Raw genomic sequence first — 19,243 nt, forward strand, 5'->3', positions numbered from 1 at the left:
AGGTGAACTTGGTTTTTGCTGTAACAGTTTGGTTTATTTGTGCAAATTCGTGTTATTCGTGGCTGACTGCGTTTTTTAGGACTAATCCTCTTGTTGGAAAAGTTCCTGCAGGTCGATCTTCACCGGGCAGACCTCCCGGCAGCGCCCGCAGCCGACGCAGGAGACAACCCCTCTGAGCGGACCGAAACCGAGGTATTTGTGGATAAACCGGTAGCGAAACCTTTCCTGCCGGGTCTTGCGAAAGTTATAGCCGCCGGCGATCTCGCCGTGGGATTTGAAGAGGCAGTTATCCCATTCCTGGATGCGCTGTGCTGTCCGGCCGTCAAGATCGCCGTATTCCCTGATGTCCAGGCAATAGCAGGTGGGGCAGCAGAGTGAACACGCGCCACATGACAGGCAGCGGTCGGCAAAATCATCCCAGAGGGGGCTTTTCGGGAACGTTTCCTGCCGCTCTGCCGCTTTTCGGATACGATCAGCCACCTTTGCCATCCGGGTCTGCAGCGGCGCGGCCGTTTCCGGTCCTTCGGACAGAGAGGACAGCCCGGAGCTGATCGTCTTCCCTCTGGGACTTCCCTGGCGCAGACAAAATCCTCCCTCCACCTTTTCCAGGTAAATATCGAAATTGACCGGGACATCGGTTCCCATTTCACCGCAGAAGCAGAATTCGTCGGCTTCACAGGAAAGCCCGATCAGGGTGAGTGCGTTACGCCTTGCCCGGTAAAGAGGGTCGGGCCGGTCTTGGGTGAAAACCCGGTCCAGGTAGGAGATAGCGGCCAGGTCACAGGGGTGGAGGCCGAACAGGATTATTTCCCCGGTGGCAACCACTGGCCGGCTGTAGCCGCAGCCGGGGGCAAAATTGAGCAGAGGCGTTCGTGGCGGAAAAAGGTACTTTTTGGGGGGGATGAGGGTGCGCCGATAATCCAAGCGAAGGTCTGAGCTGGAAGCTATGGTGGTAAAGGCCGGTACGCCGTCTTCGGTCAGCGTCGGACCGTGAATTGCGCCGAATTGGGTTAGTTCCTCAAGAAAGCTCTGGAAAGACTCGTTTGCCAGGAAGTCTTTTGCCATAATTGCCTCCGAGTGAATATCATAATTCTAGCGTGAATTTGGTCGGAGGCAAGATGTAAAAGGTGAGAAACTATTCAGCATATCCCGGAGCGCGGGCATCCTGCCTGCGTTTCAAGCGGATGTATCGCTTGAATTGGTTACGAGCAAACCGTATTCGGGCATAAACCCGCCCGAAACACGGGCAGGATGCCCACGCTCCTGAAAACCAGTCTGTTACTTTGCCGTGCTGAATAGTTACAGATGGAATCACACTGACACGATTCAGGCCGCATCGTCGTGGCCTATTTGTTCTGGAACGAGTCCGCCGAACTGAGTTTTTCGTAAAGGGAATCTCCTTCCTTATCCGAGACCTTGATCCCTTGTTTGTCCAATATCTCCCCGGTCGACCGCCAGAGCTGGGTGATTGCGTTGTTGTAGTCCGTCAGCGCCTTGATCTGGTTACCCTTGGCGGTTACCAGGTCGTTTTCCACGTCGAGTACGTCCTTGGTGGTCGCCAGTCCCACCTTGTTCTTCTTGATGAAGGCGTTGAGACGTTCTTCGGCAAAGGCCCTTCCCCGGTCGGTTACTTCCAGTTGCTTGTAGCTTGACTGGAGCGCCCTGATGGCGGTTTTTACCTCGTTGGCAATGGAGGATTCCAGGCTTTGCAGCTGAGTCCGTGTCTGCTCAAGGGTTAATTTACTCTTGATGTAGTCATTTTCCGCTGCACGATTGCCAAGGGGATAGGTTAACTGAAGGCCGATCCCCCAGACCGGAAAGTCGCCGGAACTTATTTTTTCGATGTCACGGTTGTAGTGCTGATCCAGGCCGGTAAGGGCGACACTGGTGTTGAGGGCAAGATCGGGCAGGGTGCGATTTCTTGCCACCCGTGCCTGGAGGTCATTGGTTTTGATGGTCGCCCGTTGATTCAAAAGCTCGGGGCGTTCAGCCAGTGCCCGCGCCAGCGCCTCCTCTTCCACAATCGGGTAGCTTTGCCGGGTTGGCAGGTCGGTGATAAAAATATCGTTTCCCTTATCCAATTGTAAGAGCAGCCGCAATAAATCCATCTCGTCTTTGAGCGCCCGCTCGGCATCGATGATATCTTTTTCACGAGTGGCAACGCCGAATTCAGCATTCAAAATTTCCATGGCCGGCAGGACCCCCGCCTTTACCTGGCCCTGGGTATCAGAGAGTATCTTCTGTGCCAGGGCGAGAGAAGTTTTCTTTACTTCCAGGTCTTCCCGCAGGCTATAGAGCTTGAAGCATTCGTTGCGGACCTGCGCTACGGTGTCGCTCAGCTTGGTTCTGAACCGGTCGAGCGTCCCTTCCTTGGCAAATCGCGCCGCGTTGATGTTCAACTCGGTGGCTTCCTTGCCGAAGTTTTTCAAGAGCGGCTGAGTGAAGGAAAGGGTGAGGTCCGACTGGTAATAGTTCGCGATTATTCCTCTCTGATCGGCATTGCTGGTGTTCCAGATGTTGTTGAAGGCCAATCCCACCGTGCCGCCGGTCTGTACGAGCTGGCTGGCGCCCGCATTGAATTGCACTGTCTGCTGGCGGTCCGTGGTCGCACCTGTAATAAAAAAGTTGGCGGGCAGGGTGGTGGAGTGGGTGTAGTTAGTCAGCGCATTCAACAAGGTGTCGTAGATCCCGAGGTTTCTGCGGATATCCGCCTCGGCCATGGCGGGGTTGTAAAGTTCCGCCTTGACGTCCAGGTTCTTTTCCACCGCAAGCTTGATGGCATCCTTAATGGACAGGTTCAGCGGGCCTTCCTGTGCCAAAGCATTGTCGGCGCAATTAAAGAATAGAGCAGCAAGCAGAATGACAACGGTTTTCGTCCAATCAGATTTCATATCAACTATCCTTTTCTGAACATATTTGAATTACTCGTATCTGAGCGCCTCGATGGGATTCATCGATGCAGCCTTTCTGGCTGGGTAGAAGCCGAAGAAAACGCCGACTCCGGCGGAAAAGCCAAAGGCGATGATGATTGTCTGCAGCGAAATAAGCGTCGGCCAGCCGATCAGTTGGGCAACGATGCGTGCGCCTGCAATTCCGAGCACCATGCCGATAATCCCGCCGCAGGTGGTGAGGAGCACCGCCTCGGTGAGGAACTGCAAGAGGATGTCACGCTGCTTCGCGCCGATCGCTATCCGGATACCGATCTCCCTGGTCCGTTCCGTCACCGACACGAGCATGATGTTCATGATGCCGATCCCGCCGACGATGAGGGAGATGGATGCGACCGCCCCGAGCAGCATCGACATTACCTTTGAAGACTGTTCGGAGACGGCCAGGATCTCCGAGAGGTTCCTGATGGAAAAATCCACCTCGCGGGCGGGTCCTATCCGGTGGCGCTGGTTCAAGAGCGCAGTCACTTCCTCTTCAGCCTTCTTCAGGACTTCCGCGCTTTTGGCCTGGATCATCATCGCGCCGACAGTGTTGGGAAACTGGCTGCCGAACAGTTTGCGCTGTGCGGTGCGCAGGGGAACGTAGATCACGTCGTCCTGATCCTGGCCTTGAGGGGACTGTCCCTTTTTATCCATAATACCGATAACTGTAAAGGGGATTTTTTTGATGCGGATGATTTTGCCGACAGGATCAAGGTCGCCGAACAGGTTGTCGGCGACGGTCTGGCCGATCAGGCAGTTCTTTGTCGCACCGTCCACATCGGACTGGGAGATGTTCCTCCCCGCGACAAGCGGCCATTCCCTGACGGTGAGCATTTCCGGTGTTGTCCCCATGACGATGGTCGACCAGTTCTGGTTCCCGTAGACCACCTGGGCCGTTCCCCTGACCGTAGGGGCAACTTCTCCCACCGACGGGCATTCCGCCTTGATGGCCTTGGCGTCGTCGTAGGTAAGGGTCGGCGTGCCGCCGGAGCCGGAGCGCATCCCCCCGCTGGTGGTTGAGCCGGGGATGACCAGGAGGAGGTTGCTGCCGATGCTGGATATCTGGTCGGAGATCATTTTGCTCGCCCCGGCGCCGATGGCCACCATTGCTATGACCGCGGCGATGCCGATAATGATGCCGAGCATGGTTAAGAGGGCACGCATCTTGTTGACCCGGAGCGCCCGCATGGCGATGAGAAGGCTTTGCAGGAAAGTGGTCATGGTGATTGCTCCTCTGCCGGAGCTGCGACGGTCGGCGTAGCATTCCGGGTGTCGGAAATGATGACGCCGTCGCGGAAGATGATGTGCCTGCCGGTAAAGGCCGCTACCTCCGGTTCATGGGTGACCATGATGATGGTGATCCCCTGGCGGTTCAACTCCTGGAATATCGCCATGATCTCCACGGCCGTCTTCGAATCCAGGTTGCCGGTCGGTTCGTCGGCCAGGATGATCGCCGGTTCGTTCACCAGCGCCCGGGCTATGGCCACCCTCTGCTGTTGGCCGCCGGAGAGCTGGTTCGAGTAATGTCCTTCCCGCCCGGCAAGTCCCACCCGCGCCAGGGATGTATGGGCCCTCTCCCTTCTCTCGGCTGCCGGTACGTGGGCATAGACGAGCGGCAGTTCCACGTTTTCCCGGGCGGTAGTCCTTGCCAGGAGATTGAACCCCTGGAATACGAAGCCGAGCTTCCTGTTCCTGATCTCAGCCAGTTCGTTTCGGGATAGTTGGCCGACATTTACCTCTTCCAGCAAGTATTCGCCGCTCGTCTGCACGTCAAGGCAGCCGAGCATGTTCATGCAGGTGGACTTGCCGCTCCCCGACGCCCCCATGATGGCGACGAATTCGCCCCGCCGGATGCTGAAGGATATCCCCTTCAGCGCTTCCACCCTCTGGTCGCCCATGGTATACACCTTGGTGACGTCTGTAATCTTTACCACCTCATCCATTTAGAACCTCGGTCCCATCGGTCCGCCACCCATGCCGCCCGACTTTTTGCCGGCAACGACCTGATCGACGATCACCTCGTCATTTTCCTTCAGGTTGCCCGAAATGAGCTCCACGAACCTGTCGTCGGCAATCCCCGTTTTTACCGGCACCGGCACCGGTTTGTTCTCCTTGCTCAGTATGTAGACCTGCTGGCCGCCTTCCCTCTTCGTCTTTCCCGCGTTCCTGGTTTCATCCCCTTTCCCTTTTTCCTTCCCTTTGCCTTTAGCGTCCTTCATCTCCTTCGGTCTGAACCTTAAGGCCGCAGTGGGGATTTTGATCACGTTGTCTTTTTTCATGGTCTGGACGGCCACGTTGGCGGTCATTCCGGGCTTCAGCATCAACTCTTTGTTGTTCACACCTATGACCACCACGTAGGTGACGACGTTCTGCGTCACGACCGGGGCGTTCCTGATCTGGGTCACGATCCCGGAAAACTGCCGGTCGGGATAGGCGTCCACGGTAAAGTTCGCTGTCTGTCCGACCTTTATCCGGCTGATGTCGGATTCGTCCACGCTGGTATCGATCTCCATCTTGGTCAGGTCCTGGGCGATGGTGAAGAGGGTTGGGGTCTGGAACGAGGCCGCCACGGTCTGGCCGACGTCCACATTCCGCGAGACGACGATGCCGTCAACCGGCGACCGGATCGTTGCGTAGCGGAGGTTGGTCTCGGCCTGCCGAAGTGCGCCGCTTGTCTGGATGACGACAGCCTCGGCCGATTTGACGCCGGCCACGGCCTGATCGTAGGCGGTTTGAGCTGCGTCCAGGTCGCTCTGGGCGATGATGCCCTGCTCCATCAACTGCTTGTTTCTGCCGAGGGTCCGTTTGGTGTCGGCGACGACCACCTTGGCCTTGCTCAGATTAGCCTCGGCGTTGAGGAAATTTCCCCTCGACTGTTCAACCTGGGCAAGGAAGAGGGCCGGGTCGATCTGGGCGATGGTCTGTCCCTTCTTTACCGGCGAATTGAAATCCACGTACAGCTTTGCCAGGGTGCCGGAAACCTGGGTGCCTACCTGCACCGTTACCACTGCCGCAAGGGTGCCTGTGGCGGAAACGGCGGAGACGATCGGTCCCTGTTCCACCTTGACCGTTTTGTATGACGCCTCTGCCGGTTTCCTGGCATAGAAATATATGCCCACGGCAGCTGCAATCAGAAGTATTGCGGCAATAACGATGATTCTTTTCATGTAATACCTCGCTGGTAAAGTGATTCAGAAGCTATTTCTCATCGGCAGAAATGGTGTCGATGTTGGCGCAAATTTTATTGAGGAGCACCTTGAGCAGCAGCTGTTCCTCTTCACTAATCCCCGTGAACACGTCCTCACCCATCTGGCAGGCGACAGGCAAGAGCTGCGCCCGCAACATCCTGCCTTCACCGGTCAGGTTTATAATGAAGGCCCGCCGGTCGTCGGGACTCGCCTCCCTCCTGATAATCCCCTTGTTCTGCAGTTTGTCCAGAATGCGGGTCGTATTGGGCTGGTCCTTGAAAATCTGCTCGGCCAGTTCCTTCTGGGTCAGGCCGTCCTTTTCCCACAAGCGGTTCAGGACCCGCCATTGTTCGACAGTGATGTCGTACGGTTTGAAACGCCGTCCCAGCTCATTTTTAAGCGCCAGGGCTGTTTTATTGATGACATATCCCAGTGGGGCGTCCAGTTTGAATTCCATTGGTGTCCTCAATGACAATGTTTGTTGATAATAATAATTGTCATGACAACATTATTTGTTAAAAAAAGAAGGAAGTAAATCCTTTTTTTGATTAAACGCGCGGAAATTAATTTGGTTGACGTTCGTATGCAATTATTTTTATTCTGGCTCCTTACACGGATGAACCGCTGTCTGCGGGCGAGACGCAATTCGACATCCCTGCCGGAAAGGAATGACCCGATGGACACCGCATTTTACGAGCTTTGCTACGGTAGGGAAGGGATCAACCACAAGCTGTTCATGCTGATCAATCACGCCGACCTGCCGTTCCTGGACACCCTTATGCCGGTCATTACCCTTCTTGGCGGCGCCAGGTTTTTTTACCTGTACTTCGCCCTTATTGCGGCCGTTTATGTCGTCGACAGGAAACTGATGCCGGGCCGCTACCTGGTGGTTTATGCCGCGGCGACCATGCTGGCCCTGCTTGTCGAGAATCTGCTCAAGGAGTTTTTTCACGTGCCGCGCCCTGCCATGGCCATTGGCGTGGAGCAGATCAGAATCCTGGGGGAGATCAAAAAGTACAACAGCCTCCCTTCCGGGCACGCATTCTTCTCCTTCATGACCGCCTTTGTCCTTTCCTACGGCAGAAGCGCGCGCTGGAAGCTGGGCCTCTTCTTCCTTGCGGCCCTCGTCGCCTATTCGCGGATTTACGTGGGCGCCCATTATCCCCTCGATGTGGCAGGGGGGGCGGCTGTCGGCATTGCCTGCGGTTTTTTCGTCTGGAAGCTTTATGGAGTTGTGGCCGGGTCGGTAAAGCGCAAGATATCCGGCGATTGATCCTCTTCATCCCTTTCCGCTGACAGAGGGCGGAAATGTCCCCCTTCAAGATACTTCCACATGCCTCACCCCTTCCGGCCGCCAGGCCGGGGAGATGACGCCGGCCCCCTTCTTCTCGTCGATCAGGCTCCCGTAGGTCACCGTAAAATCCCCGAAACGGTCGTTCACCATATCCATCGCCGCGGTGGCCAGGGCCTTTTTCCGTTCCTCGACAAAGAGAGGGAGCTGCTCCGTGTGGTGGCGCAGGTTGGTGATACGCACGCCGAGGAGGCGCACCGGCTGGCGGAGGTCTACGCTGTCCAGGAGCAGCACAGCCGCCTGGTAGATGTCGTCGCTTTGGTTGGTGTAGTTGCCAGCCGTTGCCTGGAGGCTGAAGGTGCTGAAATCGGCGTAGCGTATGGTAAGGGTGACGGTCTTGCCCGCCACGGCATGCTTCCTCGCCCGTCTCCCCACCATCTCTGCGAGCCGGAGGAGGATGGCGAGGATCTCGCCTCGCTCCGTTATGTCCCGTTCCAGGGTCGTGCTGTGCCCCACTGATTTCACGTCCGGAGCCGCCTCGGCGGGGACGACCGGCGCATCATCGATCCCGAGCCCCATCCGGTGCAGCTTTTCGCCGACCACGCCGAAGCGCCTCGTCAGGATATGTACCGGAAACCGTCCCAGCTCGCCGCAGGTCCTGATGCCGAGCAAGGTGAGGGTGCGCTCCGTCTGGCGGCCGATGCCGCACAGTTCCCTGATCGGCAGGTTTTCGAGGATGGCGGCGACCCTTTCCTGGTGGATGACGGTCAGGCCGTCCGGCTTTTTCATCTCCGAGGCGAGTTTTGCGAGGAGCTTGTTCGGAGCAATGCCGATGGAGCAGGTGAGTCCGAAGCGGTGCCTGATGCGGGCCTTGATCAGGTGGGCGATGCGGGATGCGGAGCCGAAGAGGCGGAGCGAGCCGGTGATGTCGAGGAACGCCTCATCGATGGAGAACACCTCCACGAGCGGGGTATAGTCGTGGAGCATGGCCATGATCCGGCGGGAGATGGAGGTATATCTGCGGTTGTTGCCGGGAACGCAGATAAGGTCGGGGCACTTTTGCCGCGCCTCGAAGATCCGCATGCCGGTTTTGACGCCGTACCCCCTCGCCTCGTAAGACGCGGTCAGAATAATCGTCCGCGCAGATTTGCCGGTCACAGCCACCGGTTTGCCGCGCAGGGCGGGGTCGGTCTGCTGCTCCACGGAGGCGAAAAAGGCGTTCATGTCGATATGGAGGATGGTGCGCTGGGGCATGGTGTTACATTTCATCTGTTTCTTGGCCGTCATTTCCGCCTGCGGGGAGGTTCGGTTTTTCATAAAAAACGATGCCGACACGCTGGATATGATCGATGAAGCCAGGGTCATCAATTTGATGCAGCAAGGAAAGGTCGATTTTATAGGGCAACAGCAGGTCATCCAGTTCAGTTTCGATCTTCAGCAGTTGTGAAAGCGTAACGCCTTTACCCCTGATGGTGAGGTCGATATCCGAGCCGTTGCGATAATTCCCTTTGGCGCGTGAACCGTACAGTATCACCTGCTCTATCTGCGGATGGGCGGCGAATACCCCGTTGATTTTTTCGATGGTGGTTTGTTTTAGGCCGTATTTTAACTTCTCATTGTCATCCGGCATTTTTCAGGTCCTGCATTTTCTTTTCAAAAGCCTTTGACAGATCATAATAAATGGCGGTCACTTTCTCCGCTATTTCGTCGGCAACATCCTGGTTGTAGGTGTGCGACGTCATATTCCGGCTCTGGATCATCTCCATCCACCCTTCGCCATCGGCAATCAGGTTCCTTCGAAAGGCCTCGCGGGTTGCATCACGGGAACCCGTGATCGAGGTGTTTCCCTGGTATTCGAAGTAATCCTTCATGACGTTCCAGGCCAGCTCATGGGTGAACTTAAAGGCTTGAATAAGACCTAGTTGCTCAAGTTGAGATAGGGGGCGCTGCCGGCTGAGTTCCACCGCTTTGTTCAGTTGCAACAATGCCTTTTGATAATGACTGAAACGTTGCTGCCAGCGGATGTCTTGGTGGTTCATGGTTTTTCCACGCACAGGTTTTGGAGGATAGGCTTCCAGCCTGTCATGGCGGCGCAGCCGCCAACGCAGGCGAGACGCCTACGCCCCGTTATTTTTCATGCGAACGGTGGGGCGACACGCTCCGGATACAGATTTCTTCGAGAAGCGGATCAGTTAATACCGTCCGAGAAAACGATCTCCATTGAAATGGATCATGTGCGTCGGCGCTTCCGCTATCCATACATCGGTTTCCCAGGAAATGTCAATCTCATGGCGGGAAAAGTCCGTCAGCGTGGGAAAGACTGATAAATAGCACCGTCCGGCGATGGAGGAAGCAAACCTTTCCGCCAGTTCTTTGCGCCGCACGGCGTTTATCGTGCCGTGACCCGTGACGGTATCGATGAGAAGAATCCAGTTTTTCGCAGGGTAATGAATGACCACATCCGGCATTTTGTCATGAATGTCAACCTTAATGCCGAGGACAGAAAGTCCCGCTTTGTCGAAGTATCCGCACTTCCCGCCGGTATCGCTCACATACAGGACAACCCCACCCGGCACAAACCGGGGGCCGAATTCATCGATGATTTTCATGATAAGCCGGTTGTGCTTCCCCGGCAGCAACTGAATGCTCTTGCCATGGGCGACAGTCAGCGGAATCATTGGCATTTCTCTTTCCATGCATTTCCCCGTCAGGCTTTCCCCCCAATGCAAAAGTTGTCGAATCCGGACTTTGAAAGCGTAGGAGGTAGTTAATTATACCTCATCATCTTCTTGAATGCTACTTAAAGTCTGTAGACTCATAAGCATCATTCCTTCAAGATAGCCCAGTTATGAGAAAGGCGAGTGAAAATATCAGGGCCATTCTTGCCGAGAACATACGTAACTTCAGGCACAAGAAGAACTTCTCACAAGAAGAATTGGCTGAAAAATGTGGCCTTCACCGGACCTATATCGGTTCTGTAGAGCGTGGCGAACGTAACGTTACGTTGAGCACCCTGGAAGTGCTGGCGTCGACTCTCGGCGTCTCCGTACCGGAACTGTTAAGCAAAGATGCCAGGCCTTAAGACCATTTCTTGTGTCAAAAGGACTATAGACTTATGAGCAGCCAACAAACAGCCAAAGTTGCCGCAGAATTACTTGCCAGCACTGACCCTCTCGTTCGTATTCCTACCAAAAAGGAAAAAAGAAATTTGCTTATGGCTTTTGCAAGCAAAAACAAGGTTATTTACGGAAATGCTTTTGATGCAGTCAGGCTGCAAAAGAACATTGATTTGAATGATATTGAATCAGTGATACACAATATCGATTGCATAACCTTGATAGAAGTAAAATCAACAAGCAAGGAAAATATAGATGGCAGCTTTTCCGGATATTTCTTTGGACTGACTACGGCCGAACTATTAGTCGCTCAAAATCTTGGCGACAAGTACCGGTTTATTTTCGTAAATACCTTGACCGGTGGGTGTATGGAACTGAAACTGAATGAGATATTCGCTAAAGCTAAAGGCATTTATCCGCAATGGAGCATCAGTTTTTAACATTCTGAACTCATTTGTTTTTACGCTCCCACCTGCCCCCCTTCACCCGCTCAACCCCGCCCATCAACTCACTCTTCTCCGGGGAGATCGCCTTAAAAAAATGGAATGTAAACTCAAATGGGTTTGACGGCATCGGCGCCTCGTTGTGAATCATCCCGCGCCCTGCCAGGGCGCTTACTATTTATCTTCCATTTATTCCGTGGGTTGCCGCGCTGCGGCTACCCACGGCTGATTTCCATTGCCCCTTTGGGGCATGAATCCTTGAATTTGGATTTTTCCGACAATTGATCCCGATCCGGTGATTCTTTGGGCTACGTTTCCCAATCCTCGATCTTCAAGCCATCCACGCGCGAAAACTCTCTTGAATTGTGTGTCACCACAACCGCTCCGTGTACTGACGCAATGGACGCGATCATCAAGTCGTTTGGTCCTATTGGCGTTCCCTGCCGGGAAAGTGTCGCACGTATTTCACCATATCTTCTGGCTGCATCATCATCAAAGGTGAGTGACTCGAAGTTGGCAAACAGCTCCTCGATAAGCGCCAGGTTTTCCTCCGAACGGCTGCTCTTCAACGCTCCATAGTACAATTCGGCTTTTACAACCGAACAGAATCGCATTGTTACAGGATCTACAGTCAGGAAATGTTCTTTAACCCGGTTTTCGCCAGGGTTCAGGAAACGAATCCATGCATTCGTGTCAGGGAGAAAGATCATTTGAATTCCTCACGGGTTTCATATTCCCCCTGTTCTTCCCGCACTACCGGCTCTCCGGCCCACGCACCGGCAAAACGCGCAAGCTTTGAAGCGGTTGCCTTGACAGCGCGGGGGGGCGGGGCCTCCTCATCGAGAGGGAGCAGGATGACCTCTACCCGGCGATGCTGCAATTCCTTCGGCATTTTTAATACATCCGGCAACTGTTTATACACTTTTCGTATGGCTTCCATTGTCTTTGCTCCTTTCCAATCGGAAGAAAAACCGGGGCAGCTTCATTTCCAGTCTGCCACATACTCTTCACGGGCGGCATCATGAAAAATGAGTCTATCCATGCACCTTGCCAGTCACTCATGCCTGTTCCAGGCAAATGCCCTTTGCTTCCACCCCAATGCCCGCCTCTATCCGCCGAAAGAGTTTTCCACTATCACTGCAAGAAAAGTGGCAGGATCAACGATCCTGATTCCCTGAAATGATTTCAGGTCCTTGAGATGGCGGTCACCGGAGACGATGAAATCGGCTTTGCCCTCGATTGCGCAGACAAGGTACTTGGTGTCGTCGGCGTCCGCCTTGATGGGATCGAGGGGGAGCGTGCCGGGGGTGATGACGGCTACCGCCCTCAGTTTTTTCACAAAATCGGCCAAGTAGTCGTCCGATCTGTTGAGGCGGTTACGGATCTTCGGGTAGGTGAGGACGCGCAGGATTTCATCGCAGATCGTCTCGGACAGGAGGAGAATGACCTTTTCTTCCCGGACGAGCCGCATGATTGCATCAGGATTTGAGCCCGGCTTCAGCAGGGCGCTGACAAACTGGTTGGCATCGAGGACGACCCGCACCATCGGTTAGCGCCCTGCCGCACTGACGGCTTCCTCGACATCCTTATCAATGCTCTCTTCGTCGCCACCCGTTGCCTCTGTCTGCAATTCCTCGTACATGCGAAAGAACTCGTCCCGCTCCCGCTTCATACTCAGGTACTTCTCGATGGGAATGATTGCGACCAAGGGCTTCCCTGCCCGTTCCACGATGTATTCGTCGGACTTCAGCGCCACCTCGTTCATGACCTGGCCAAGGTTCTGGCGGACTTTGATGGCCGATACCTTTTTTAACATTTCTTCACCTCGTGACAGTCATTACAACCATTATGGTCATTATGGTTGTAGTGACTGATTTGTCAAGCGGTAAAGAGACCTATGAAATTCGCAAATCGCAAAAGGTGCATAAATGTAAGTCACGTTTCCACCGTCGCCAGCTGCCAGATATGCGTCGTGGCGTTGTAGGTCAGCTCGTAGAGGTCGGCGCCGTCACTGACTGCGAAGTGCAGGCGGACGGCGCTTCCTTCCCGTTCATCCCAGCAGCAGGTGATCTCCTGCACGGTATGTTTTTGCTGACGCCAGTCGAACCAGACCGGTCTGATGCGGTTGCCCGGCCCGAAGATGGCGGCGACCCGGATATGTTCCCGTATTTGTTGTAACATAATTGACGGTTCACCTTTCATGTCTTGTGAGGTCATTCAAGCGAGCGGAAGATGCCGGTTACCTTGCCGATTATGTTCACCTCGCCGGCTTTTGCCTTGACGATGATCGGTTCCATGGCGCTGTTCTCCGGCTGGAGACGGATACGGTCCTTTTCCCGGAAGAAACGCTTCAGGGTGGCCTCGTCGTTTATCCGTGCAACGACGATGTCGCCGTTGTCGGCTGTTGCCTGGGGACGGACGAGGGCCAGGTCCCCGGAGCGGATGCCCGCCTCGATCATGGAGTCACCCTTGACCCGGAGGAAGAAGCAGTCAGCACCTTTGACTAGGGCACGGTCAACGGCGAAATACCCCTCGATGTCCTCGATGGCCGGCTGCAAGGCCCCGGCCCGCACCACTCCGACTATGGGGATGGAGGTGGCCGCGACTGCGCCGACGAGGACGATGCCCCGGGAGCTGCCGGCGTTTCTGGTGATGAATCCCTTCCGCTCCAGGGCATCCAGGTGTTTCATGACGCCGAGGGTGCCGTTGATGCCGAGATGGCCGCCGATTTCCCGCAGGGTGGGAGGATAGCCGTGGCTTTCCAGGTGGGCGGAGATGAACGCGAGCACCATCTGTTGCCGGGGGGTGAGTTTCTCCATAGGGTCTCCGTCAGTTGTCAAATGATAACCAATTGTACGGTGATAGTGTCATGCTGTCAAGGGGAGAAGATTACCCTGTCGGTCCTGATATGCATCAAAGGTTGACAAATCGGGCTCTTGCAGGGAAAATGAGAAATAACTTTTTGTGCGGAGGAACCGTTTGGATACCGTATCCCTGGAATTGCTTGTTATTTTCATTCTTATCGTGGTTAACGGTTTTTTTTCCTGTTCCGAGTTTGCCATAATTTCCATCAGGAAAAGCAGGATTGCCCAACTTGTTGCGGCGGGTGACGAGCGGGCCAGGATATTGGACGAGCAGAGGAATGATCCCCATCGCCTCCTGGCCATCGTCCAGATCGGCGTAACTGTCGTCGGTTCCACGGCCTCGGCGGTAGGGGGGATCATTGCTGCAGAGCACCTGAAACCGGTCTTGCTGGCGACGCCCTATGAGCTGGTAAGAAACGCGGCGGAACCTCTTTCGATAACTGTTGTTGTAGTTATTATCTCTTACCTTAGCCTGATCCTCGGTGAGTTGGTCCCCAAAACCATCGGCCTGCAGTATGCCGATACCGTTGCTCTCAGGGTTGCAAAGCCGATTAATGTACTGGAAAAAATAGGGAGCGTCGCGGTTTCCTTCCTGACCGTGTCGAGCAAAACTGTCCTTTGGCTGATGCGGATCAAGGTCGAGGGGCGGGCCTTCATTACCCGTGAGGAGGTACAGCACATCGTTGCCGAGGGGCATGAAAGCGGGGTGTTCAGCGCGGCCGAAAGCGAGTACATCAGGAATATCTTCGATTTCACCCATACCAGTGTCCGCGAGGTGATGGTGCCGCGCACCAGGATGGCCGCCCTGGACCTGGATATGCCTCGTGAGGAGATGCTTCGCTTTATCCTGGAAAACCAGTATTCCCGCTATCCGGTCTTCCGGGGGAGTATTGAAAATATCGCCGGAGTTATCCATGGCAAGGATTTTCTGGGGCGGATTGTCACTGAGCCGGAGTTCGACATCAACGCCATCGTCCGTTCCCCGTTTTATGTGCCGGAAGGGAAAAGGGTCAATGACCTGCTGAAGGAGATGCAGCGGAAGAGGAGCCATATGGCGCTGGTGGTTGACGAGTACGGTGGGCTCAGCGGTCTTGTCACAACCGAGGACCTGCTTGAGGAACTGGTGGGGGAAATCGAAGACGAGCACGACATCGGCGAACCCCGCCGCGTGCAAAGGCTTGCCGATGGGAGCCTCATCGTGGATGCCCTGATTTCCATCAACGATCTGGAAGATCTGCTCAACGTCAAGCTGGCTCAAGATATCCCTTACGATACCCTTGCCGGGCTGATACTGGACCAGTTGGGACGTTTCCCGGAAAAGGGGGAAAAATTGGAGTGGAACGATTTTACCCTGGTCTGCGAAGAGGTAAAGAAAACGTCAATCGTGAAGGTGAGGATTGTTGAAAAGCGGTGAACTGCGGTCGGTGAACTGCGGTCGGTGGTCGATGGTCGGTAGTTGCTGGTGGATGGTGGGGGCGCCTCTTGTGGGCGCCCCTTTTTTATTGTCATCCGTGCAGTTTCTTCTCTTTTCTGCTGCCGATGGTTATCGAGGTGAGGATGGAAATGGTCAAGACGCCGACTATCATCCCCAGCGAAAAATAAATGGAGATATGGTAGATATCGGTGAGGAGCATCTTGACGCCGACGAAGGCTAGGATGAACGAGATCCCCAGTTTGAGATAAACGAACATCTCCATGACGTGGGCCAGCAGGTAGTATAGGGATCTGAGCCCCATGATGGCGAATACGTTGGATGTATAGACGATAAACGGGTCGTGGGTTACGGCAAGGACTGCCGGGATTGAATCAACGGCGAAGATTACGTCGCTCGACTCCACTACGAGCAGGGTCAGGAACAGCGGGGTGGCGGCCAGGATTCCACCTTTCCTGATGAAAAAACGGTCATCCCGCACCCGTTTGGTGATCGGGACGAACTTCCTTACGATTCGTACCAGGAGGTTCTTTTCCGGCTCGATCTTTTCCTCGCCGCCGAAAGCCATTTTTATGCCGGTAATGACCAAAAGTCCGCCGAAGACGTAGATCATCCAGTGGAACCGTTCAATCAGCTCGATCCCTACCAGGATGAAAATCGCCCGCATCAGCAGCGCGCCGATGATGCCCCATTTCAATATCTTTGGCTGGTGTATCTTGGAGATATGGAAATAGGAAAAAATCATGATGAAGACGAAGAGGTTGTCGACGGAGAGAGATTCCTCGATGATATAGCCGGTAAAGAACTCCAGCGCCTTGGTCGGCCCCAGGTAAAAATAGACCCCGGCGTTGAAGAGGAGTGCCAGCGAAACCCAGACGAGAGTCCAGGTCAGTGCCTCGCGAAATCTGATTTCATGGCTTTTGCGGTTGAATATGCCGATGTCGAGGATGAACATGACCGTCATAACAACGGCAAAGGAAATCCACATGATGGTTTGGGTGGACATTGAGTACTCCGTAAAGATGGTGAAAGGTAGTGAAGGGTGAAAAAGTCTTTTTCACCCTTCACGCGTGGCCGTATCTGTAGAATCGTTATCTTGTGCTGACCAAGCCGGTGCAGGCGATGATCAGCGCAACGGCCTGTATGCCATGGCCTCCAGTTTTGCGATCCTTTCTTCCATGGGGGGGTGGGTGGAGAAGAGCTTGAGCAGGGCGCCGCCGGTCAGCGGGTTGACGATGAAGAGATGGGCCGTTGCCGGTCGGGCTTCCTCCATGGGAAGCATCCGCGAGGCGCTATCCAGCTTGCGCAGGGCATTGGCCAGCGATAACGGATTGCCGCAGATCCTGGCCCCCGACTCGTCGGCAAGGTATTCCCGGGAGCGGGAAACGGCCATCTGGATCAGCATGGCGGCAATGGGCGCGATGATGGCCATTGCCAGGCCGCCGAGCATGCCTCCTCCTTCCTCGTCGTTGTCCCGGCCGCCGCCGAAGATGGCAGCCCACTGGAGCATGTTGCCGAGCATGGAGATGGCGCCTGCGATGGTGGCCGCGATGGTGGAGATGAGGATGTCGCGGTTCTTCACATGGGACAGCTCGTGGGCCATGACCCCTTCCAGTTCCTCCGGTGTGAGGATGCGGAGGATCCCTTGTGTTGCTGCGACGGCGGCATGATCGGGATTGCGGCCGGTGGCGAAGGCGTTGGGGCTTTCCGACGGGATGACGTAGACCCGGGGCATGGGAAGCCCGGCCTGGACGGCGAGTCGCCGCACCATGCCGTAGAAGGCCGGATTCTCCGCTTCCGTGATCTCCTGGGCGCCGTACATGCGGAGGACGATTTTGTCGGAAAACCAGTAGGAGAAGACGTTCATGGCGCAGGCCATGAAAAAGGCGAAGACCATGCCGCTTCTGCCGCCGATGGCGCTCCCCATGGCTACCATGAGGAGGGTGAGGCAGGTAAGGAGAAGGGTTGTTTTGAGCCTGTTCATTGTGATTACCTCCGATTGTGTGAAATCCGCCGGGGTAAATAAAAAAGACCTTTACCCAGGCGTGGTGATATCGCGTTGGATAAAGGTCTTGCATGCGTTGACGTGATGTCTCTGCCCCGGGTCCGGGCCTTTCGGCCGTCTTGACGAACTGAGGGTCGGCCATTTCTCCGGCCGATTGCTACTCCCCTTTATTAATAGAAATATAGTAGGCAAAAGAGTCGTACATGTCAACTGGTTTTCTTCGGTTGGGCTGGACGTACTGCCTGAAAAATAATCACGATTCGGTCAAGAGGATTGCATCGGCGATCTGGCGCAGGGATTTTCTTTTATCCATGGCCAGCTTCTGCATCTTGCGGAAGGCTTCCGGTTCGGAAAGCCCCTGGGTGCGCATCAGGACTCCTTTGGCTTTTTCGATGACCTTTCTGCTTTCGATGGTTTCTTTCAGATCTTCCACCTGTTCCTTGAGTTCATCGATTTCATGGGCATGGGCAAACGCCAGTTCGATGGCGGGCCAGAGGTCCTGGTCGCGGAACGGCTTGGTTAAAAATGCGGCAACTCCGACTTCTTTTGCCTTATTGACGGTATCCGGGTCTATGCAGGCCGTGAGCAGGAGGATGGGGATCTTCAGTTTCTTCCTGATTGCGCGGGCTGCACTGATGCCATCCATTTTCGGCATGGAAACGTCGAGAATGGCTATGTCGGGGAGACGGCTCAGTGCCGACTGGACTGCTGCTTCGCCGTCGCCGCATTCTATAATTTCACCAAAGCCCAACTCTTTCAGCCTATTTTTTAGGCTCATCCTGATGATCGGCTCATCGTCGCAGATAAGTACAGTTCTCAATAAAATTACCGCCTTATGTAGTTATTTTCTTCCATCTGGAATGAATCTACCATATAAAAAGCACGAACCATTCCAATCACGGAGAAGTGATGGTATATATCAATATGAAAACAACTGAAGCGGGGTGCGTATCGTGAATAGAAGGATTGTCGTCGTCGTTGGCGCCGTAATCGCCATTGCGGCGGCTGCTGCTTACCTGATAAACAGTAGTTCCCGCAACCGGAAGGGAACCGTTCATGTTTCGGGCAATATCGAAGTGATTGCCGTGGAGGCGAGCTTCAAGGTGCCCGGCAGGGTGAAGGAACGCCCGGTCGACGAGGGGGAAATGGTACGTCCCGGCCAGCTCATTGCCAGGCTCGACAGCGAGGATTTTGAACATGAGGTGTCCCGCACCCGGTCTGAAGCCGAAGCGATGCGGGCGGTGCTGGCCGAACTGGAGGCCGGTTCCCGCCCCGAGGAGATTGCCCAGGCCCGGGCTGCCCTGGCCAGGGCCGAGTCGGAGGCGAAACGGCTCGATACGGAGTATCGGCGGGAAAAGGCCCTGTTTGCCAAAGAGGTGATACCGCAGCGGGAACTGGATACGGCGCGGACCGCCTATGAAACGTCACAGGCCGTGGCACGGGAGGCGAGAGAAGCATTCATCCTGGTACGCAAGGGGCCGCGCCGGGAGAGGATCGACCAGGCAAGGGCGCGGCTCCGGGAGGCGGAAGCCGCGCTGGCACTGGCTCAGACCCGCCTCGGCTACACCACGTTGACCGCGACGCTTGCCGGGCTGGTGCTCTCCAAAAACGTGGAACCGGGTGAGCAGGTTGCCGCCGGCACGCCGGTCATCACGGTAGGCGACATCAACAACACCTGGCTGCGGGCCTATATCGCCGAAACCGATCTCGGCCGGGTCAAGGTGGGCCAAAAGGCGCAGGTGACGACGGACACCTGGCCCGGCAAGGTTTATGAGGGGCGGGTGTCGTTTATCTCCCCGGAGGCGGAATTCACGCCGAAGAACGTCCAGACCGAGAAAGAGCGGGTAAAACTCGTCTATCGGATCAAGATCACCATCCCCAATCCGCAGATGGAGCTGAAGCCGGGAATGCCGGCCGATGCGGAGATAGAAATCCGTTAGGAGCGAGGAGCGCGGCACGAGGAACGAGGAAGAA

Annotated in this window: 24 protein-coding genes; 5 read left to right on the forward strand and 19 right to left on the reverse strand. The window is 55.2% G+C overall.

The features are described from left to right. Positions 1-81: 81 nt before the first annotated feature. The 6 genes from GURA_RS05740 to GURA_RS05765 all read right to left on the reverse strand — a co-directional run bounded on the left by GURA_RS05740 (position 82) and on the right by GURA_RS05765 (position 6,575). Positions 82-1,065, reverse strand: coding sequence for a 4Fe-4S dicluster domain-containing protein (locus tag GURA_RS05740; protein ID WP_011938052.1), 984 nt, complete (start codon positions 1,063-1,065; stop codon positions 82-84). 281 nt (positions 1,066-1,346) lie between these two features. Continuing rightward, the gene (locus GURA_RS05745) at positions 1,347-2,891 is read right to left on the reverse strand and encodes a TolC family protein (protein WP_011938053.1); all 1,545 of its coding nucleotides are present in this window, start codon (positions 2,889-2,891) and stop codon (positions 1,347-1,349) included. A 30-nt stretch (positions 2,892-2,921) separates the two neighbouring features. Then, positions 2,922-4,151 (reverse strand): ABC transporter permease, encoded by a 1,230-nt coding sequence (locus GURA_RS05750; protein WP_011938054.1) that lies wholly within the window; start codon positions 4,149-4,151, stop codon positions 2,922-2,924. Then, the gene (locus GURA_RS05755) at positions 4,148-4,873 is read right to left on the reverse strand and encodes an ABC transporter ATP-binding protein (RefSeq protein ID WP_011938055.1); all 726 of its coding nucleotides are present in this window, start codon (positions 4,871-4,873) and stop codon (positions 4,148-4,150) included. The genes GURA_RS05750 and GURA_RS05755 overlap by 4 nt, the downstream gene beginning before the upstream one ends. Further along, the gene (locus tag GURA_RS05760; protein ID WP_011938056.1) at positions 4,874-6,097 is read right to left on the reverse strand and encodes an efflux RND transporter periplasmic adaptor subunit; all 1,224 of its coding nucleotides are present in this window, start codon (positions 6,095-6,097) and stop codon (positions 4,874-4,876) included. 31 nt (positions 6,098-6,128) lie between these two features. Continuing rightward, positions 6,129-6,575: a MarR family winged helix-turn-helix transcriptional regulator gene (locus GURA_RS05765; RefSeq protein ID WP_011938057.1), complete on the reverse strand. Its 447-nt coding sequence runs from the start codon at positions 6,573-6,575 to the stop codon at positions 6,129-6,131. A gap of 219 nt (positions 6,576-6,794) precedes the next feature. Here GURA_RS05765 and GURA_RS22680 point away from each other — a divergent pair, with 219 nt between their 5' ends. After that, positions 6,795-7,391 carry a phosphatase PAP2 family protein gene (locus GURA_RS22680; RefSeq protein ID WP_011938058.1) on the forward strand — a complete coding sequence of 199 codons (597 nt, stop codon included), beginning with the start codon at positions 6,795-6,797 and terminating at the stop codon, positions 7,389-7,391. Positions 7,392-7,436: 45 nt separating this feature from the next. On the opposite strand, the gene dinB is transcribed toward GURA_RS22680, so the two are convergent. The 4 genes from dinB to GURA_RS05790 form a co-directional block, all read right to left on the reverse strand. Further along, on the reverse strand, positions 7,437-8,663 hold the full coding sequence (gene dinB / locus GURA_RS05775; protein ID WP_011938059.1) for a DNA polymerase IV: 1,227 nt from the start codon (positions 8,661-8,663) through the stop codon (positions 7,437-7,439). Positions 8,664-8,667: 4 nt separating this feature from the next. Continuing rightward, positions 8,668-9,039 (reverse strand): nucleotidyltransferase domain-containing protein, encoded by a 372-nt coding sequence (locus tag GURA_RS05780; RefSeq protein ID WP_011938060.1) that lies wholly within the window; start codon positions 9,037-9,039, stop codon positions 8,668-8,670. Next, positions 9,029-9,448 carry a nucleotidyltransferase substrate binding protein gene (locus GURA_RS05785; protein WP_011938061.1) on the reverse strand — a complete coding sequence of 140 codons (420 nt, stop codon included), beginning with the start codon at positions 9,446-9,448 and terminating at the stop codon, positions 9,029-9,031. Before GURA_RS05785 ends, GURA_RS05780 begins: the two co-directional genes overlap by 11 nt. Before the next feature lie 153 nt (positions 9,449-9,601). Beyond that, a complete protein-coding gene (locus tag GURA_RS05790; RefSeq protein ID WP_083764780.1) occupies positions 9,602-10,105 on the reverse strand; it encodes a BsuBI/PstI family type II restriction endonuclease in 504 nt (167 codons plus the stop codon). A 152-nt stretch (positions 10,106-10,257) separates the two neighbouring features. Between GURA_RS05790 and GURA_RS05795 the strand changes: the two genes are divergently transcribed. Both GURA_RS05795 and GURA_RS05800 read left to right on the forward strand, forming a co-directional pair. Next, the gene (locus GURA_RS05795; protein ID WP_011938062.1) at positions 10,258-10,491 is read left to right on the forward strand and encodes a helix-turn-helix domain-containing protein; all 234 of its coding nucleotides are present in this window, start codon (positions 10,258-10,260) and stop codon (positions 10,489-10,491) included. Between the two features lie 33 nt (positions 10,492-10,524). After that, the gene (locus GURA_RS05800) at positions 10,525-10,965 is read left to right on the forward strand and encodes a DUF3883 domain-containing protein (protein ID WP_157046132.1); all 441 of its coding nucleotides are present in this window, start codon (positions 10,525-10,527) and stop codon (positions 10,963-10,965) included. A 311-nt stretch (positions 10,966-11,276) separates the two neighbouring features. Here GURA_RS05800 and GURA_RS05805 read toward each other — a convergent pair whose 3' ends face one another. From GURA_RS05805 to lexA, 6 genes are all read right to left on the reverse strand, one after another. After that, on the reverse strand, positions 11,277-11,678 hold the full coding sequence (locus tag GURA_RS05805; protein WP_011938064.1) for a type II toxin-antitoxin system VapC family toxin: 402 nt from the start codon (positions 11,676-11,678) through the stop codon (positions 11,277-11,279). Next, a complete protein-coding gene (locus GURA_RS05810) occupies positions 11,675-11,908 on the reverse strand; it encodes a hypothetical protein (RefSeq protein ID WP_041245296.1) in 234 nt (77 codons plus the stop codon). Before GURA_RS05810 ends, GURA_RS05805 begins: the two co-directional genes overlap by 4 nt. Before the next feature lie 168 nt (positions 11,909-12,076). Beyond that, positions 12,077-12,514, reverse strand: a complete 438-nt coding sequence (locus tag GURA_RS05815; protein WP_011938065.1) for a putative toxin-antitoxin system toxin component, PIN family — start codon at positions 12,512-12,514, stop codon at positions 12,077-12,079. A gap of 3 nt (positions 12,515-12,517) precedes the next feature. Continuing rightward, positions 12,518-12,784 carry a type II toxin-antitoxin system prevent-host-death family antitoxin gene (locus GURA_RS05820; RefSeq protein WP_011938066.1) on the reverse strand — a complete coding sequence of 89 codons (267 nt, stop codon included), beginning with the start codon at positions 12,782-12,784 and terminating at the stop codon, positions 12,518-12,520. Positions 12,785-12,903: 119 nt separating this feature from the next. Next, positions 12,904-13,149 (reverse strand): hypothetical protein, encoded by a 246-nt coding sequence (locus GURA_RS05825; RefSeq protein ID WP_011938067.1) that lies wholly within the window; start codon positions 13,147-13,149, stop codon positions 12,904-12,906. Between the two features lie 32 nt (positions 13,150-13,181). Beyond that, positions 13,182-13,787, reverse strand: a complete 606-nt coding sequence (gene lexA / locus GURA_RS05830; RefSeq protein ID WP_011938068.1) for a transcriptional repressor LexA — start codon at positions 13,785-13,787, stop codon at positions 13,182-13,184. Between the two features lie 160 nt (positions 13,788-13,947). Here lexA and GURA_RS05835 point away from each other — a divergent pair, with 160 nt between their 5' ends. After that, a complete protein-coding gene (locus GURA_RS05835) occupies positions 13,948-15,246 on the forward strand; it encodes a hemolysin family protein (RefSeq protein ID WP_011938069.1) in 1,299 nt (432 codons plus the stop codon). 91 nt (positions 15,247-15,337) lie between these two features. On the opposite strand, the gene GURA_RS05840 is transcribed toward GURA_RS05835, so the two are convergent. The 3 genes from GURA_RS05840 to GURA_RS05850 all read right to left on the reverse strand — a co-directional run bounded on the left by GURA_RS05840 (position 15,338) and on the right by GURA_RS05850 (position 18,089). Continuing rightward, entirely contained in the window at positions 15,338-16,270 is a 933-nt protein-coding gene (locus GURA_RS05840) for a TerC family protein (RefSeq protein ID WP_011938070.1), read from the reverse strand. A gap of 120 nt (positions 16,271-16,390) precedes the next feature. Then, positions 16,391-17,248 carry a zinc metalloprotease HtpX gene (gene htpX / locus GURA_RS05845; RefSeq protein ID WP_011938071.1) on the reverse strand — a complete coding sequence of 286 codons (858 nt, stop codon included), beginning with the start codon at positions 17,246-17,248 and terminating at the stop codon, positions 16,391-16,393. A 274-nt stretch (positions 17,249-17,522) separates the two neighbouring features. Beyond that, positions 17,523-18,089 carry an ANTAR domain-containing response regulator gene (locus tag GURA_RS05850; RefSeq protein ID WP_011938072.1) on the reverse strand — a complete coding sequence of 189 codons (567 nt, stop codon included), beginning with the start codon at positions 18,087-18,089 and terminating at the stop codon, positions 17,523-17,525. A 133-nt stretch (positions 18,090-18,222) separates the two neighbouring features. Here GURA_RS05850 and GURA_RS05855 point away from each other — a divergent pair, with 133 nt between their 5' ends. Next, the gene (locus GURA_RS05855) at positions 18,223-19,209 is read left to right on the forward strand and encodes an efflux RND transporter periplasmic adaptor subunit (RefSeq protein ID WP_011938073.1); all 987 of its coding nucleotides are present in this window, start codon (positions 18,223-18,225) and stop codon (positions 19,207-19,209) included. Positions 19,210-19,243: the final 34 nt, after the last annotated feature.

The organism is Geotalea uraniireducens Rf4, assembly GCF_000016745.1.
Lineage (GTDB): Bacteria > Desulfobacterota > Desulfuromonadia > Geobacterales > Geobacteraceae > Geotalea > Geotalea uraniireducens.